The organism is Ornithinibacillus californiensis (genome assembly GCF_001038485.1).
GTDB lineage: Bacteria > Bacillota > Bacilli > Bacillales > Amphibacillaceae > Ornithinibacillus > Ornithinibacillus californiensis.
Window position 1 is genome coordinate 39,105 of sequence record NZ_LDUE01000045.1, and the last position, 16,212, is coordinate 55,316.

12 protein-coding genes and 1 pseudogene are annotated in these 16,212 nt (G+C 37.3%); 6 read left to right on the forward strand and 7 right to left on the reverse strand.

Annotation, left to right across the window (positions count from 1 at the left end):
• Position 1: 1 nt before the first annotated feature.
• From TE34_RS10060 to TE34_RS10085, 6 genes are all read left to right on the forward strand, one after another.
• The gene (locus tag TE34_RS10060) at positions 2-1,363 is read left to right on the forward strand and encodes an FAD-binding oxidoreductase (protein WP_047984691.1); all 1,362 of its coding nucleotides are present in this window, start codon (positions 2-4) and stop codon (positions 1,361-1,363) included.
• A gap of 467 nt (positions 1,364-1,830) precedes the next feature.
• Complete coding sequence (locus TE34_RS10065) at positions 1,831-2,571, forward strand: SDR family oxidoreductase (RefSeq protein WP_047984692.1); 741 nt, start codon at positions 1,831-1,833, stop codon at positions 2,569-2,571.
• Positions 2,572-3,543, forward strand: coding sequence for a lysylphosphatidylglycerol synthase transmembrane domain-containing protein (locus TE34_RS10070; protein WP_047984693.1), 972 nt, complete (start codon positions 2,572-2,574; stop codon positions 3,541-3,543). It abuts the gene before it with no gap.
• 30 nt (positions 3,544-3,573) lie between these two features.
• Positions 3,574-3,981, forward strand: coding sequence for a divergent PAP2 family protein (locus tag TE34_RS10075; protein ID WP_047984694.1), 408 nt, complete (start codon positions 3,574-3,576; stop codon positions 3,979-3,981).
• 88 nt (positions 3,982-4,069) lie between these two features.
• Positions 4,070-5,536 carry a hypothetical protein gene (locus TE34_RS10080; protein WP_047984695.1) on the forward strand — a complete coding sequence of 489 codons (1,467 nt, stop codon included), beginning with the start codon at positions 4,070-4,072 and terminating at the stop codon, positions 5,534-5,536.
• Between the two features lie 92 nt (positions 5,537-5,628).
• Entirely contained in the window at positions 5,629-6,558 is a 930-nt protein-coding gene (locus TE34_RS10085) for a nuclease-related domain-containing protein (RefSeq protein ID WP_047984696.1), read from the forward strand.
• A gap of 528 nt (positions 6,559-7,086) precedes the next feature.
• On the opposite strand, the gene TE34_RS10090 is transcribed toward TE34_RS10085, so the two are convergent.
• The 7 genes and pseudogenes from TE34_RS10090 to TE34_RS21465 form a co-directional block, all read right to left on the reverse strand.
• A complete protein-coding gene (locus tag TE34_RS10090; protein WP_047984697.1) occupies positions 7,087-8,133 on the reverse strand; it encodes a glycosyltransferase family 4 protein in 1,047 nt (348 codons plus the stop codon).
• Between the two features lie 172 nt (positions 8,134-8,305).
• Positions 8,306-9,343, reverse strand: a complete 1,038-nt coding sequence (locus TE34_RS10095) for a GNAT family N-acetyltransferase (protein ID WP_053075053.1) — start codon at positions 9,341-9,343, stop codon at positions 8,306-8,308.
• 41 nt (positions 9,344-9,384) lie between these two features.
• Positions 9,385-10,275, reverse strand: a complete 891-nt coding sequence (locus TE34_RS10100) for a PIG-L deacetylase family protein (RefSeq protein WP_047984698.1) — start codon at positions 10,273-10,275, stop codon at positions 9,385-9,387.
• 5 nt (positions 10,276-10,280) lie between these two features.
• Complete coding sequence (gene murJ, locus TE34_RS10105; RefSeq protein WP_047984699.1) at positions 10,281-11,807, reverse strand: murein biosynthesis integral membrane protein MurJ; 1,527 nt, start codon at positions 11,805-11,807, stop codon at positions 10,281-10,283.
• A gap of 920 nt (positions 11,808-12,727) precedes the next feature.
• A complete protein-coding gene (locus TE34_RS10110; protein ID WP_053075054.1) occupies positions 12,728-14,596 on the reverse strand; it encodes an LTA synthase family protein in 1,869 nt (622 codons plus the stop codon).
• Positions 14,597-14,682: 86 nt separating this feature from the next.
• Positions 14,683-15,771 carry an MraY family glycosyltransferase gene (locus TE34_RS10115; protein WP_047984701.1) on the reverse strand — a complete coding sequence of 363 codons (1,089 nt, stop codon included), beginning with the start codon at positions 15,769-15,771 and terminating at the stop codon, positions 14,683-14,685.
• A gap of 239 nt (positions 15,772-16,010) precedes the next feature.
• Positions 16,011-16,212 (reverse strand): annotated as a pseudogene (locus TE34_RS21465) (IS4 family transposase); the annotation flags it as partial.

Genomic DNA, 16,212 nt, shown 5'->3' on the forward strand with positions numbered 1-16,212 from the left:
AGTGGCATATTCCGTTAAGAAAGATATGGCTGGATGGGGCAAATTCCCAATTGAGTCTTGTTATGTTTACCGACCTGAAACGATGGATGATTTGCGAATTGCATTAGGCGATGATGCGGTGGACTCACAGATTGTCTATGGACTTGGCCGAAGTTATGGAGATACACCGTTAAATAAAGATGCTGGGGTTATTCGTTTTGACCAGTTTAATCATATGTTAGGCTTTGATGAAGAAAGTTGCGTGTTGACCTGTGAGGCAGGTGTTTCATTGGATGAGATTATCAATGTATTTTTACCACGTGGATACTTTTTGCCAGTTACGCCTGGGACAAAGTATGTAACGGTGGGTGGAGCAATCGCAAATGATGTGCACGGAAAAAACCACCATGTCGATGGAAGTTTTTCTGAATTTGTTCTGTCGTTTGAATTAATGCTTGCTTCTGGTGAGGTAGTTACGTGTAGTCGGGAGGAGAATTCGGAGCTGTTTTGGGCAACAGTTGGAGGTATTGGTTTAACTGGGATTATTTTACGTGCGTCGATTCTACTTGCGCCTGTCGAAACTTCCTATATAAAGGCGACTTATGAAAGAGCGCGTAACCTAGATGAAGCATTTGAGAAATTTGTAGAAAATGATCATAACTATAAGTATTCGGTTGCTTGGATTGACTGTTTGAGTTCTGGTGATAAGTTAGGGCGTTCGGTCTTGATGCGTGGGGAGCATGCACGAGTAAGTGATTTAACAAGTAAGATACGGGAACCTCTAGTGTCCCCTCGAAAATTACAACTAATGATGCCTGTCAATGCACCTTCGTTTGCGTTGAATTACTGGACCATCTCTACATTTAATCAACTTTACTATTCGATGTATAAAGATTCGAATAAGATTGTGGATGTGACATCGTATTTCCATCCATTAGATGCTATAGATGATTGGAATAAGTTGTACGGTAAGAAAGGCTTTGTGCAGTACCAAGCTGTTTTTCCTAAGGTTAATAATCCTAAAGAAGGTATCCGAAAGATGATTGAGCGGTTGAGCAGTGAAAAGCGTTCCTCTTTCTTGGCCGTGTTGAAGAGTTCAGGCCCAGCGAACGAAGGAATGCTATCTTTCCCTATGGAAGGTTATACATTGGCATTGGATATTCCGATTAAGGATGATGGACTTTTTGTGATGTTGAAAGACTTGGATGAGTTGGTGTTGTCCTATGGTGGGCGTGTATATTTGGCCAAGGATTCTACAATTAGTCCGGAAACCTTCCGTGCGATGTATCCGAGATGGGAAGAGTTTATGAAAGTGAAGAATGAAGTTGATCCTGAAGGGCGTTTTTCTTCTTCGATGGCTAGGCGGATTGGGTTGATGGAGTAGGGGTTGTTGGTAGGTATTATTTAGGTAGGGGCTAGTTTTGGTTGTGAAATGATGTATAGCGAGCTTGTATATATCTTTTTGAGCTAATTGTGGCAGGGAAATGATGCTTAGAGGTTTTGTATGCGTCTTTTTGAACTAATTTAGGCAAAGAAATGATTCATAGAGGCTTTGTATGCATCTTTTCGAACTAATTAAGACAGCGAAATGATTCATAGAGACCTGGTATGCGTCTTTTCGATTTAATTAACTCATCAAAATGATTCATAGAGGCTTTGTATGCGTCTTTTCGAACTAATTAAGACAGCGAAATGATTCATAGGGACCTTCTATAAATCTTTTCAAACAACTAATGACATCGAAATGATTCATAGAAACCTTGTAAACATCATTTCAAACCCATAAAAGCAATAAATTGATTCATAAATCACATATATTAAAGTAACTCAATTTAACAGGAGGTTTTCAGTATGGGTGCAATTCTAGTACTAGGTGCGACTTCAACTATTGCTAGGGAAACCGTGCACCAGTTTGCAGCTGAGCGAAAAAAGCTTGTGCTAGCTGGGCGTAATATGGAAGAGTTAGAGCGGATAAAACAAGATCTTGAGGTACGTTATCAAATTCAGGTTTCGGTAAAAGCATTTGATGCGTTAGCTTTTGAGCAACATCAGGGATTTTTTGATGAAGTAGTTGTTGAGAGTGGTGAACTGGAAGGCGTCATATTGATGTATGGGGCTATGGAAGATCAGAAAGAGTCGGAGCAAGATTTCGACCTTTCGCGGAAAATGATTGATGTGAACTATACCTCTGCGGTGTCGATATTAAATATTGCTGCTAACTATTTTGAAAAGCAAAGACGTGGATTTATTTGTGCCGTTTCTTCGGTAGCTGGGGATCGTGGGCGTAAGAGTAATTATATTTACGGATCTACAAAAGCTGGGTTGACCGTTTATATGCAAGGGCTGCGCAATCGTCTGCATGAGGCTGGAGTTAATGTATTGACTGTAAAACCTGGAATGGTGGATACGAAGATGACATATGGTGTGGTGGATGATTCCTTCTTACTTGCTAGCCCCAAAAAGGTTGCGAAGGATATTAATTCTGGATTGAAGAAAAAGCGAGATGTCCTATACACACCTTGGTTTTGGATTATTATCATGTTGATTATTAAATTAATTCCCGAGAAGATTTTTAAACGGACGGATATTTAAATGGACAAGGCAGAAAGTAAAGCACCGGATAAACTTGTTCAGCGCTTATTGGTGGGCGTTGTTCTTGGTGTAATAGTGATTGCGGTTTTTCTATTTTTATCTGATTTACAAGAAGTAATGGGCTTTGTTCGGGACATGCCATTGCAATACTTAGCTTTGGCGTTTTTATTGACGTTTGGAAGTTATATGTTGCGACTAATGAAATGGCATTTATTTTCGCGTTGGTCTGGATTCGAAATTGGTTTGTGGGCGAATACGAAAATCTTTTTTATTGGATTGATGATGTCCATTACACCTGGTAAGGCTGGGGAATTAATAAAAGCTTACTTTTTACAGAAAGAAGCCGATGTCGCATATGCGAAGTCCATTCCGATTATTTTCTTTGATAGGCTGACGGATTTGTTGGCGATGATGGCTTTGGTTGGGATTGGCTTTTTGGCTTATCCATTTGGAGTTGCACCGATGATTATATTGGTCGCTTTGATTGTTATCTTTTTCATGATTATTCAGCGGAAGCCATTGATTACAAAGTTAATTGATTTCGTGACTAGACCTAGTAAAGTGCATCGGTTAAGAGGATCCTTACATACTTTTTATGAGCAGACGTTATTTTTAATGAAGTTCCGTTTGTTGAGTTTATCCTTTTTTATTAGTGTTTTAGCTTGGTTTTTGGAATGTGTGAGCTTGTATGTGTTGATTCAAGCTTTTGTGGATGGGTTTTCTTTACTAGCAAGTATCTCAACATTTAGCTTAGGAACCCTTGCTGGGGCGTTATCGATGATTCCCGGTGGACTAGGTGCTGCTGAAGGAAGCATCACCGGGTTACTTATGTATTTCGGAATTGGCGGAACACTAGCTATTACCATTTCACTTATTATAAGACTAGTAACACTATGGTTTGGTGTGTTTATCGGAATTCTGGTTTACTTATGGGGGACAGTCCCTCAGCGCTTTAAAGTGATAAAGCAGTGAGGGACTGTCCCTCCTAAAGGAGGTTGTGGGATGCCTTATTTTTTGGCTCCTTTTATAGGTTGGTTTGTTTCAGGAATTTTGAAGTTTTGTATTAATTATTTGAGATTCGGGAAGGATGCAAGACATCTAACAGGAAATGGTGGGTTTCCGAGTACGCATACTTCTACAGTAGCTACGACTGCTTTTCTGATCGGGTTTGGTGAGGGATGGTTCTCCCCTATCTTTGGACTAGCTGTTGCGTTTCTCTTCATTGTTATTATTGATGCAACAGGATTGCGAATTGCCGTTGGTAAACAAGCTACATTTCTAAATACGATGATGACTGATAAACAGCAAGAGCGCATGCGTGAACGAATGGGGCATACTAAGATTGAAATCCTTGGTGGTCTAGTAGTTGGCCTTGTTACAAGCTGGATTTTATTTATCTTGTTTACATAAGGAGGGACAGTCCCTCAATGCTTTAAAGTGATAAAGCGGTGAGGGACTGTCCCCCTTAGGAAAGGGGTGGATTTTTGGGGTGTCGTGGTTGAAGTCTGCTAATGTTTGGTTAGTTGTTATTTTTGGAATTATGAGTTGTTTTATTGTTATTCAATCGGTTGAGCATCCGGATGGGTATTTAACATCGGATTCTGCCCATTATTTGCAGATGGCGGAGAATCTTTTGGCTGGTGATGGTATGGAGACTGCTAGTTATGTTCCTGACATCAGCACCTACTTTGCAACATGGCCAATTGGCTATCCGGTTCTTATTGCCGGTGTTTCTCTAGTTACCTTTTCAGATGTTTTTTGGGCTTCTAAAATATTAAATATTATTTTGTTAGCTTTGTCTCTACTTCTAATAAGGCTACTATTTAAAGACAAGGCGCCATTTGTTGCACTTATTTTCTTTGTTAGTACTTTTACAACATTATTTTCCTATACTTGGTCGGAAGTACCTTTTCTATTTGGATTACTCTGGCTCGTCTATAGTATCGTGCGATATGTTGAAACGAATCGAATAGGCTTTGCTTGGCAGATGTTGTTTGCTGCTACCTTCCTATTCTTCATGCGCTACATCGGATTAATTGGAGCAGGAATTATCGGCCTTGTTGGATTTTATTTTCTTTTCCGCAAGCAATGGAAGAACATGCTAATATGTTGGATTGCAGGAACCATTCCGATAGTAATTGCCGGGGTGTATCTCGTATTGAACCACCTTAATACTGGATTAATGACTGGGATGGAGCGAATACCTCGAGCAGAGACAGCCTCCGAGTTTGTAACGATGCTATGGAGAGGCATTTTAGCAGAGGTAAACGTTTTAGCGACTAGTAGCCAAGTATATATCAATGAAAGCCTTATACTACTAGTTGTCGCTTTATTACTTTTCATACGCCCGAGACATATTAAAGCATTGTTTACTTTAGATAAAGAGAAGTGGCTCCTTCCTGGTATGTTTTTATTAGTTGGTATTGTCTACTTTACCGCTATCGTTTACATGCGTTGGGGTGCACATTTTGACCCGTTCAATTACCGTTTACTTGGACCAGCAACATTCATGGCATGGCTATTCCTGGCTTCGTGGTTTGCACAGACAAATGGCGATGGCTGGAAACGTTGGCGATTATTTTTATTCGTGGTACTTGGCGTGGCTCTAGTTATGAATGTTGGTTACCGAACGTATACGTCGGTGCTAAGTCCATCACCAGATTACGCTGATACGAAAAACAAAGTGACAGCCTTATATGAAGAGGTACCTGAGGAAAGTATTGTAGCCTTTGAAAATATTCACGCTCGTTATTTGAGAACAGACCTTCAGTTCATAAAAGTTCATTTTCAACCGTACTTTGCTACGAAGGAAACGGTTGATGAGTTCCTAGAGCGTGTCACACCGAACAATGCTGCAGGTGTTTACCTTGAGAATCACCCAATTCGTGAAGATCGTTATCATGAGAGTTTTGTGGAGTTGATTGATGCAAATAAAGATGATGGGAATTTTATTCAAATAGATTAATCCATGCTTCGATTAGGAGCATGGATTTTTGTTTACCTTAATTTGACTAGATTTGATATAAAAAATAGCAAAAAATATTAAGGGTGTGTGAAATGAAAGTTGTTAAAAAACGAACCCCCAGCAAAGAGCTACAGATTCTAGATATCTTATCTTACCGTAGTAATTTATCAGAGAAGGATACACAGCAGTTGCTTAAACTAAAAAAAGGCTATGAAGGTGAATTATTATTTGACCAGCTCCTCGACCAGCAACTCCAGTCCGAATGCCTCGTTATAAGAGATTTACTTCTAACAGTCAATAATAGTACTTTCCAGATTGATACACTTATTATTTTCCCAACCATAATTGAATTAATTGACGTGAAGTATTTTGAAGGAGAATATATTTACCAGAAGGATAATTTTTATAAAGACACCGATTACAAGATTAAGAATCCAGAACATCAATTAATACGGGCAGAAACACTATTACATCAACTACTCCAACGTCACGGAATGAAAACCCTAATAAATTCTTCAGTCGTTTTCATTAATCCAGAATTCACCCTATACAACTCTCCACGGGACAAGCCTTTCATCTTACCGACCCAGATTAACTCCTTTATAAAAAGACTTAATTCCAATTACTCTAAGGTAACTAAGCAAAATCAAGCAATCGCAAATAAATTGATCTCCCTTCACCAAGAAGATTCTCCATACCAAACAATCCCTGAATATCATTATGACCAAGTTCAAAAAGGAGTCGTCTGCCATCAATGTCATTCATTTTCCGTTGTGCTGCAGGGGCATTATTGTCACTGCAATGATTGTGGGGGCAAAATGTTATTATCCGAAGCAATAATTCACACCCTTCGTGATTTCACCATACTTTTTCCTGACAAAAAAATAACTACAGGTAATGTTTATGATTGGTGTGTCATTATTTCATCAAAACAAAGAATAAAAAGAATCCTGATGAAGCATTTCAAATTTGTCTATAATAGACGCTGGTCTTATTATGAATGGAAAGCCCCTGGGAGGTAGATAACTTGCCAGGGGTTCGTTGTTTCCACTACTCTATGATTCATATTAGGTACAATTCCCTTTCACAATGATGCATAAGCCCATTCCATGTTTCGTTTCGAACCCAAATCCTGCTCAAAGTGGTTCATAGCCTCTTTCTATGATTCTTTTCAAAATGATTCATAGACTTTTTCTATGGATTATTTCAAATACGATTCCTAATCAAAATGATTCATAGGCTCTTCCTATGATTCATTTCAAACACATTTTCCATCAAAGTGATTCATAGGCTCTTTCTATGATTAATTTCAAATACATTTCCCCATCAAAGTGATTCATAGGCTCTTTCTATGATTCATTTTAAATACATTTCCCCATCAAAATGATTCATAGACTCTTTCTATGATTCATTTCAAACACATTTCACCATCAAAATGATTCAAAAGCACTTTCTATGATTCATTTCATCCAAATCCCAACTCAAAATCCACCCAACAAAAAAAGCCGCCTCATCTAGGATTAACTCCCAACATGAGACAGCTCACTAATCTACTTCTTCTTCCCATCAATAAACCGTAACAACGGTCGATAATTTTCACTGATTAATCCAGTAACCTCTACAATCAACTCTACTAAAATCAATAATCCGATTAACAATAGTGTTGAGCCCCATAACGTTGCTCTTGTAAAGATGATTGCTGCAACACTGAATAGTCCACTCATCGCATAGATAATGATAACGGTTTGACGATGTGTAAAGCCTAGTTTAATTAAACAGTGGTGTAGGTGAAACTTATCAGGCGCTGATAGTGGTTGCTTTTTCACGATACGTCGAACGATTGCAAAGGTTGTATCTAGGATTGGAACACCTAGAATAATGATTGGTACAACCAAGGAGAAAATCGCCACGTTCTTGAACAGTCCCATTACCGCAATAACACTAATCATATATCCTAAAAATAGGGAACCAGTATCCCCCATAAATATTTTTGCAGGGTAGAAATTAAACACTAAGAATCCTAGTGTACTTCCAAATAATAATATCCCGATTAGTGCCATTAATGGATCGCCCATCGAAATTGCTAAGCCTGAAATAGTAAGAACAGCAATCGCAGAAACCCCTGCTGCTAATCCATCTAATCCATCAATTAGATTAATAGCATTTGTGATTGCTACAATCCAGATAATCGTAATTGGGATAGCAAAATAGCCGAATTCGATTTCATTTCCATTTGGTAGTGTAATAAAGTCGATTTGAATGCCACCTGCAACTGTGACAACTGCTGCAACCAATTGGCCTAACAGCTTTGACTTTGCGGGTAATTCCTTAATGTCATCCAGTACACCAACAGCTACAATAATCAGCCCACCTAGAAGAATCGGCCATGCCTGAATCGTATCTGGAATGAATAACAAGACTCCAATTAAAAAGCTTAGGAAAATAGCTAATCCACCTAGTCTAGGCATCGTTTGTTTATGTACTTTTCGATAATTAGGCTTATCGACTGCGCCGACTTTAATTGCTAGCTTTTTGACATAAGGTGTTAAAATTATGGAAGCAATAAACGTAACAACTAGAGCAATTATAAATTGCATGTTAAATCCTCCTAGAATAGTTCCTTGGACTAGATATAATTATAGATTTTAATTCTACTAATCAATTAGACGAAAACAAACATTTAAAAGTTTCACTGTTTCATATTTTTTTATCTCTTACCTATTATAGGCATTTGCAAATAAAAATCAATCACAAACTCGGGGGTTGTGATTAAAATGAATCGACATCCCCTTGCGTGACCCACCAGTCTTGTTTATTCGACATAGTTCTACCTTCTAACTGATGGATAACCAGTGCCATTGGACGGTCTTTTTCCTTAAATCCATACTTACTTAATACATTGGTTGCGGTGTTTTCAGGGAAAAACCAAGACTGAATCATATCGGTATCTTTTAAATGGTTTATTGCTCCCTTTAACAAGTACTCCCAAATTTTCTCATCTTCATATCCTAACCAATCCACAATATAACCTATCGTAGCAGCTCCCTTTTTTAAGGGGGTCTTTTCTATTTTTACAACGATGTAACCTTTAAGCTCATCTTTATGTAACAAGGCTAAAATAGTGTAAGTTTTGTCAGGATGCTGTTTAAAGCGCCAGTTTAAATAATTCGCATCTCGCTTTAGCATGATTGGTTTAAACGTACGAAGGTCTTCTGCTAATTTATCGAATCGCGCACCAGCCTGTCCAACTTCAACAAGCTCCCAATCACCTGAAAGATTGGGTCTGGTTCCTTTCAATTTTAGCTTTTTATATATTTCACCAATTGGCTTCAGGAGGGACTGTCCCCCTATCATGCCCGCACCAATTGTTATCGGATCCAAGATTGTCATGTACCGGGAGATGTTTTCTACATCAATGGCATTTGTGTATTTCATCAATAGTTCTTTTGCTTTCGGTGCTGGGAAGCCGTATAGGTAATTAATATTTGCGTTCTTTGCTTCTTCTAGCATCCGCTGATTTAACTTTCCATAAATTCCTTTTCCTCTAGCATCGGAGTCAACCATCGTATCGACACGGAGGCCAATCTTAGCCTTCTCCCCTTCTATATATGCATCCGCAACCCACAGTGCAATATGTCCAAGAATCTTCCCTTCCTCTTCAAACACAAGGACAAACGGGTTCATGGACTCTGGGTGATTGATATACTTCCACTCCCAATGAGATAGGCTACGGTCTTTTTTAAATACTTTCATATATAGTGCCTGAATGTTTTCTTCATCGCCTTTTTGGTAAAAACGAATGGTCAATTAGCTCACCTCTAATAAGAAAGTAGCTCTAATAATTAGAACTACTTTTCTATGCTTTGTTTATAAAATTGTTTTTTAGCATCTAGATTTTTATATATTGCCCATAATAGTGTATCCGTTCGATTAGCCTGTTTAAACATGGCTGGGAACTTTTTACTTTCTGTCGCTAATTTATCGCAGTGTTGAATAAAGGAATCAATAGTTGGCTCTACAAAGACCTCGACCGCTTCCACTTCTTCTTGTATAAGATTGGTCTTTAATCGATTTAATTCTACAAAACCATCAAAAGCAATCTTTTGTGAACTGAATACGTTTATCGCTTTCTTCTTTTCTTCAATTGTATCCGAAATGTCTACCACACAATTAATAAACTCAGGTGGTATCGGACAATTGATTTCATACATGCGGATAGTAACATCTTGGTATTCCGAATTACGTAGTACATCGGCTAATGTTTTCGCAGTTTGCGTGTGATCCGTGTGAGCATCAATAAAGGAAGTAGTATAAATGATATCTGGTTTTACTTGGTCAATCATTTCTTTGAACTTAGATTGAGATTCTTCATTACTTCTTACTTTGCCATCTGGAAGTCCTAAGTATTGAATCGACGTAATGCCTAGAATATGCTTTACCTTTTCCGTTTCTTCCATACGAATTCTTGTTAGCTCTTCTTTGGATAAATCACTAACACTATTCGATCCATCTGTGACAAAGACACAATGAACTTCTGCGCCCTCATTTGCATGTTTTCGAATAACACCACCAGGTCCGATTGTTTCATCATCCATGTGAGGAGCAAAGACCAATATCCGCTTAGCGTTTTTCGTAGTCGAAAGCTGCTTTTCTTGCTTATAATGCCGTTGCAAAATAAACCTCGTCAGCGGAATATTTATTGGTTTTAATATAGTAATTAATAATTGTTTTACGTTCATACAGTTTACTCCTCTGTCACTGTTCTTTTCTTTTTGAAAAATTTCTCCAGTAAAAACAGTAAGGATTGAGATTTTACAAGATAAGCCCCAACTAAGTAGACAAATGCTCCGATTGAGGCAACTATTATTATTTGAGCAATATTATGCCACTGATCTATAAATGGCAATATCGGATATATGACAGCAGCCATTACACCGGTTACAGCAGTGATTTTTAGAAACTCTACTGTCAGATATTTCAAGTTTAATCCACCGACTAATTTATGGAAGACAATAAATTGTGCTCCGACATAAAATAGCGCGTTAATTGATGCGGATAATGGTATTCCGAGATAACCAAACCATTTCGTAAAGATAAAGTTTAAGATAATATTTAAGAAAATGGACAAGCCACTTATAAATAAGATGAGGTGTCCTTTTTTTAATGAGTAAAAACCTTTATTAGTAATATTGTTTAAGCTAAAAAATAATACGGAGCCAAAATATAGGTAAGCAACTTGAGCAGTAGCAATTGTTGCTTCTGCAGTAAATGCTCCTCGTTGGTATAGGAGTTCAATAATATTTGGCATTAATAGAAGCATTCCAATTATAGATGGAAGTAAGATCAAATACATTAACGTAAATCCTTGTTCAATTCCTCGTTTAAATAATTTGGTGTTATCTGTTGAAATTGCTCTTGAAAGCAATGGAAAGATAATAGTACCGATTGTTACACCAAATATACCTTGAGGCATATGGACGAGGTTCTTTGCATAGTTAATATAGGTTACGGCACCTTCTTCAAAGTAACTGGCAAAAATCGTTCCTACCATGAGGTTGATTTGACCAACTGCAACGGTTAGACCTACTGGGATAAATACCCAATAAAAGTGTTTTATTTCAAACCAGTCCATTTTCCCTTTTAGTTGTAGCGTCTTTTTGGGAACTACCAAGATGAACTTAAAGACTAATGATAAAACAGTACCGATTAAATAACCTATTGCTAATGAATATACACCAATTTTGTTCGCAAACAAAATTGCGGCGATGATAGAAGATGCAAGCACAATAATTTGGGAGACTTGTGAGAGCGAGAATTTATTCTCTGCATCAAACAATGCCTCTAATACTGCATTCATACCGACGAAAATAATCGACATAAAGAAGAAAATCGCAACCCAGATCGCAATTTCTGTTCCGTGTGGGTTAAACTCTGGGTAGAACATCGGAATATAAATTGGAGCAAGTAGAGCTCCAATAATCGATACTAGGATGCTTATGACTAACGTACCTTTGAATACTTGACCTAGATGATGTTTTCCTTGTTGCTTCTCCAAAGCGTCTATGTAACTTGGGACGAATGCATTTTTCATACCAGTCGTCATGAATAGAATAAACATATTCGGGATTATAAATGCAGCGTAGTACGCACTTGCCGCATAGCTATCACCAAAGTAATTTGCAACAACCATATCACGAAGTAAACCTGATACTTTCAGTAGCAACGATGCCCCAATAAACAGTAGACTTGCTAGACCTAGTTTAGATTTCAACCATAATACCTCTCTCGTTTAACATTTCATGCTCCTAAAATTATAACTTTTATTTTACCATATTTCTCACAATAGCTAAACTATGTAATAAATCTTTGTTGAAAATGTTGTCTATAATTGCACTATGATTCATTTATGAGGCATTCTTTTATTAAGAGTAAGTAAGCTAGCTAGGTGGGCTATGATTCGTTTCAGCTGCTCATTTGTGTCAAAATGACGCTTAGGACTGCTCTATGATTCATTTCACCCGCTCGCTTGCGTCTAAATGATGCTTAGAACCACTCTATGATTCATTTCAACTACTCACTTGCGTAAAAATGACGTTTAGAACCACTCTATGATTCATTTCAACTACTCACTTGCGTCAAAATGACGTTTAGTACCACTCTATGATTCATTTCAGTTGCTCACTCATGTCAAAATGACGTTTAGTACCACTCTGATTCATTTCAGCTGCTCACTTGAATCAAAATGACGCTTAGGATCACTCTATGATTCATTTCAGCTGCTCACTTGAATCAAAATGACGCTTAGGACTCCTCTATGCTTCATTTCATCTACTCACTCATCTCAAAATGACGTTTAGAACCACTCTATGAATCATTTCAACTACTCACTTGCGTCAAAATGACGTTTAGAACCACTCTATGAATCATTTCAACTACTCACTTGCGTCAAAATGACGTTTAGAACCACTCTATGATTCATTTCAACCTCTCGCTTGTGTCAAAATGACGTTTAGAACTCCTCTATGCTTCACTTCGACCTCCCAATCATCTCAAAATGATGCTTAGAACCGCTTCATGCTTCATTTCAACGACCACTTATGCCAAAAATGACGTCTGCACACCTTAGCACTACGCCCTTCCTAAAAAAGCTAAAAACCATACGAACAACTTCGTATGGTTTTTAAATAATTCCTATTTATATTCTTCTCTTGTCAGGCTTTGGTAGTATGCATCTGACCATTCATAGAGTTGAAGCATTTTTAAATAGTATTCCTCAAAATGCTCTTGTGGATCTTCTATATCTTTATAGCGGTCTTGGCCTTTTAAATCATAAATCCGTATGTCATTTCTTGTCGTCTCTGGAATATAGAGAACTTCATCATTGAAAAATGCTCCTGCTGATAGGTAGTAACGCATACCTAACAAGTTATGCTCATACTGTAATAGATTTTGCCCGAAGTATAGTCCTTCTGGCTCGATTCCCATCAGATTGAGAACCGTTGGCATCATGTCCATTTGCCCTCCGGTAGTTTCTATCCGTTGTCCTATCGTTTCCGTTTCGCCTGGTATACTAACAATAAAAGGAATATTAAAACGATCCACTAAGGAATAGGGGCTCCCTAAAAAGTCTCGAAGCAACTTGACATCATGGTCTTCGACTAGGCGGCCATGCAGTCCAGAATGATCTCCGTAAAGGACAATTATGGAGTTTTCCCATAAACCTTCGTCTTTTAATTCTTGGAAAAACTGCCCCAAAGTCTCATCTGCATAGCGAACAGATTGGAAGTAATTCCCGACTAAAGTCCCTTCATATTCATCAGGAAGATTTAAATATTCTTTGTCCGCTGGCATTTCAAATGGCGTGTGACTCGTTAGAGATAAGACATGCGCATAAAATGGTTTTCCGTCCTCTTTATAATCTCTAAACACATCCATCGTTTTATTATAGAAATAACCATCCGATGGGCCAAATCCGACTAGATCCTCTTCCCCATAATATTCGATATCATAGTACTCATTAAATCCTAAAGCTGGGTACATAATATGACGGTCCCAATATTTAATAGTATCTGCATGGAATGTCGCAGTATGGTAACCCTTATCCCGCAGTAGGTAAGGTAAACTCGGTAATTCTTTGTCATCAATGACACTAGAAGTTGGTGTTTCACCAGCAGGATAAATGGATGTGTTCATAATGAATTCTGCATCAGACGTATTACCTGCACCGATTTGTTGGAACACATTCGTGAAGTAAAAGCTTTCTTCTACCCATTTATTCAAATTAGGAGTAATTTCCTGGCCACCTACTTTTCGACCTATAACAAAATCTTGTAGAGACTCGATTTGAATTACAATTAGGTTCCTGTCTTTGCCAATTCCATGGTAATTATGCTCGGAAAATGGTACCGGTTCATTCCCTTTTAATTTGATTACATCCTCTGTTGTAAAATCAATTGCTGCAGAAGATTTCGTTCTAATCTTATCTTGAAATACTTTTACAACTTGCGAATTGAGTACGCCATTGTGATCCGCAAACAAGGCTTGGTCAAGTATCTTGTCATCTCTTAGCACATAGAAATTAATCGCAATTATTACAACTGCTATAGCTAAGATTGGAGTCATTATTTTTCTGGAAATTGTTGTATTCTTGGGGTAATTGATAAATTTGCGCAAAACGAAAAACAGTAGTAATATTGCAATGTCAAAAAAGAAGAAGACATAGTCTTTTCCTGAGATAAGCATTAAGGCGCTATCACTAACAGAACCAACTTGGTTTAATTGGCCAAGATCGTGATAAGTAGGAAGTGTAATAAAATATCTTTCATAAATAACCATAGAAAATAAAGTTATCGACAATACTAAATCTATCACTAAATACACAATGAGCTTTAGTCTTTTTAGAAAGAGCTCTATTAATACAAATAGGATAATCACCCATGCGATTTCAAACCAAAGTATTTTTAGTATATTCAAGTCATCAAATAGTAATGAACGAAAAAGCATGAACTTAATGATAATTGCAACTGTAAAGAATAAAAAGTAACTTTTTGTAAAATTCAAGTACATTCACCTCTAGGTAATAGTACTCTTTTGTAAAATAAATGTAAAGAGGTCTATGTTTACTAATTGTATAGTAAACATAGACCTTAAATTTGATCCTTATTTTTAGCGGGTACAAAAATTTTCTTCATTAACCGCAGTACCGGTCTTTGTCCTCTACCAACCAGTCCTACTAATTCAGCAAAAATATGAAGTAAAAACCAAATGATAAATGCGATAATTAAAGAATGTCCTAGTGAGGCATTTGAGAAAATAAATCCTAATGCACCAAATAGAGCGGCAAATCCATAGATTATTAATACTGTCGTACGATGGCTATATCCTGCAGCCAGAAGCTGATGATGAATATGCTTTTTATCCGGATTCATGATCTTTTCCCCATTGAGGAACCTTCTGATCATAGCAAAAATGGTATCAAAAATTGGTACAGCTAGAATGATTACTGGAATGATAAAGCTAAATAGCGTTACATTTTTGAAGAGACCTAATATCGAAATAACTGCAATCATATAACCTAGGAATAGTGAACCCGTGTCCCCCATATAAATTTTTGCTGGGTGGAAGTTATGGAACAGAAACCCTAAATTACTACCTATTAATGTTAATGCCAAGTAAATTACTAATACCTCTTGGTCCATAATTGCCATGGTTAATATACTAATTAAGGCAATGGTTGATACACCGGATGCGAGGCCATCAAGTCCATCGATGAGGTTGATGGCGTTGGTGATACCAACAATCCATAGTAACGTAATAATCACACTAAAGGGTCCAGCTAATTCGACAACACCAAAAAATGGTAGCGTTATTCGTTCTATAATGAGTCCTGATAAAATTAAGAGGACTGCAGGTATAACTTGTCCAACGAGCTTATATATTGGTTTAATCGCATATTTGTCATCAATCATCCCAGTTGCAACAATAATAATTGCCCCTAAAACAATCGCAGGAAAATGCTCGAACGAGGTTGGCCAAAGATATAGAACTCCAAGACACGTCCCAAGAAAAATGGCCAAGCCTCCTAGCCTAGGCGTAGGATTCTTGTGGACTTTACGATAATTCGGTAAGTCGATAATATTCCATTTAACAGCAAGCTTCTTTATTGGATACACTAATAAAAGTGTCGAAATTAAAGAAATAAGGAATGCAATAATAAGATCAATGATAGTGTACATAACGACCCTCTTTTAATTAGCTATGTAGTAAATAATACTTCCCTAATTCTAAAGGATATATCCATTTTAAACAAGCTTAAGTAGGGGACTGTCCCAATAGTATTGCACCAATGTAAAAATAACCTATAATAGTAATTTTTTTACAATTAATTTCGGTATATAAAATTAAAAAAGGGATCAGGGAGTTAATAGACCTTGTTCCCATTTTTTTACATATTTAATTGTCGAAGTTAAGTGATTTACTTTCTCTTTTGTGGCTTAATTATAGCTATACTTCCTTCAAACTCCGTTTGTCGTCTCTTCTGATCGGGTACTTTCTGTCGTCCTTTAGATGTTTTACTCTTTTTTCGATGAAGCTCCTTAAAGAACTCGTTGTAATTCTTATACATATACGTTCTCATTAACCTTAGAAATGGCCATAGTTTCTTCTCTGTTTTCGTT

Excerpts from the sequence above, each read along its gene's own strand:
- TE34_RS10065 (WP_047984692.1), top strand. The coding sequence starts at position 1,831 with ATGGGTGCAATTCTAGTACTAGGTGCGACTTCAACTATTGCTAGGGAA.
- TE34_RS10070 (WP_047984693.1), top strand. The coding sequence starts at position 2,572 with ATGGACAAGGCAGAAAGTAAAGCACCGGATAAACTTGTTCAGCGCTTA.
- TE34_RS10075 (WP_047984694.1), top strand. The coding sequence starts at position 3,574 with ATGCCTTATTTTTTGGCTCCTTTTATAGGTTGGTTTGTTTCAGGAATT.
- TE34_RS10085 (WP_047984696.1), top strand. The coding sequence starts at position 5,629 with ATGAAAGTTGTTAAAAAACGAACCCCCAGCAAAGAGCTACAGATTCTA.
- TE34_RS10090 (WP_047984697.1), bottom strand. The coding sequence starts at position 8,133 with ATGCAATTTATAATTGCTCTAGTTGTTACGTTTATTGCTTCCATAATT.
- TE34_RS10100 (WP_047984698.1), bottom strand. The coding sequence starts at position 10,275 with ATGAACGTAAAACAATTATTAATTACTATATTAAAACCAATAAATATT.
- TE34_RS10115 (WP_047984701.1), bottom strand. The coding sequence starts at position 15,771 with ATGTACACTATCATTGATCTTATTATTGCATTCCTTATTTCTTTAATT.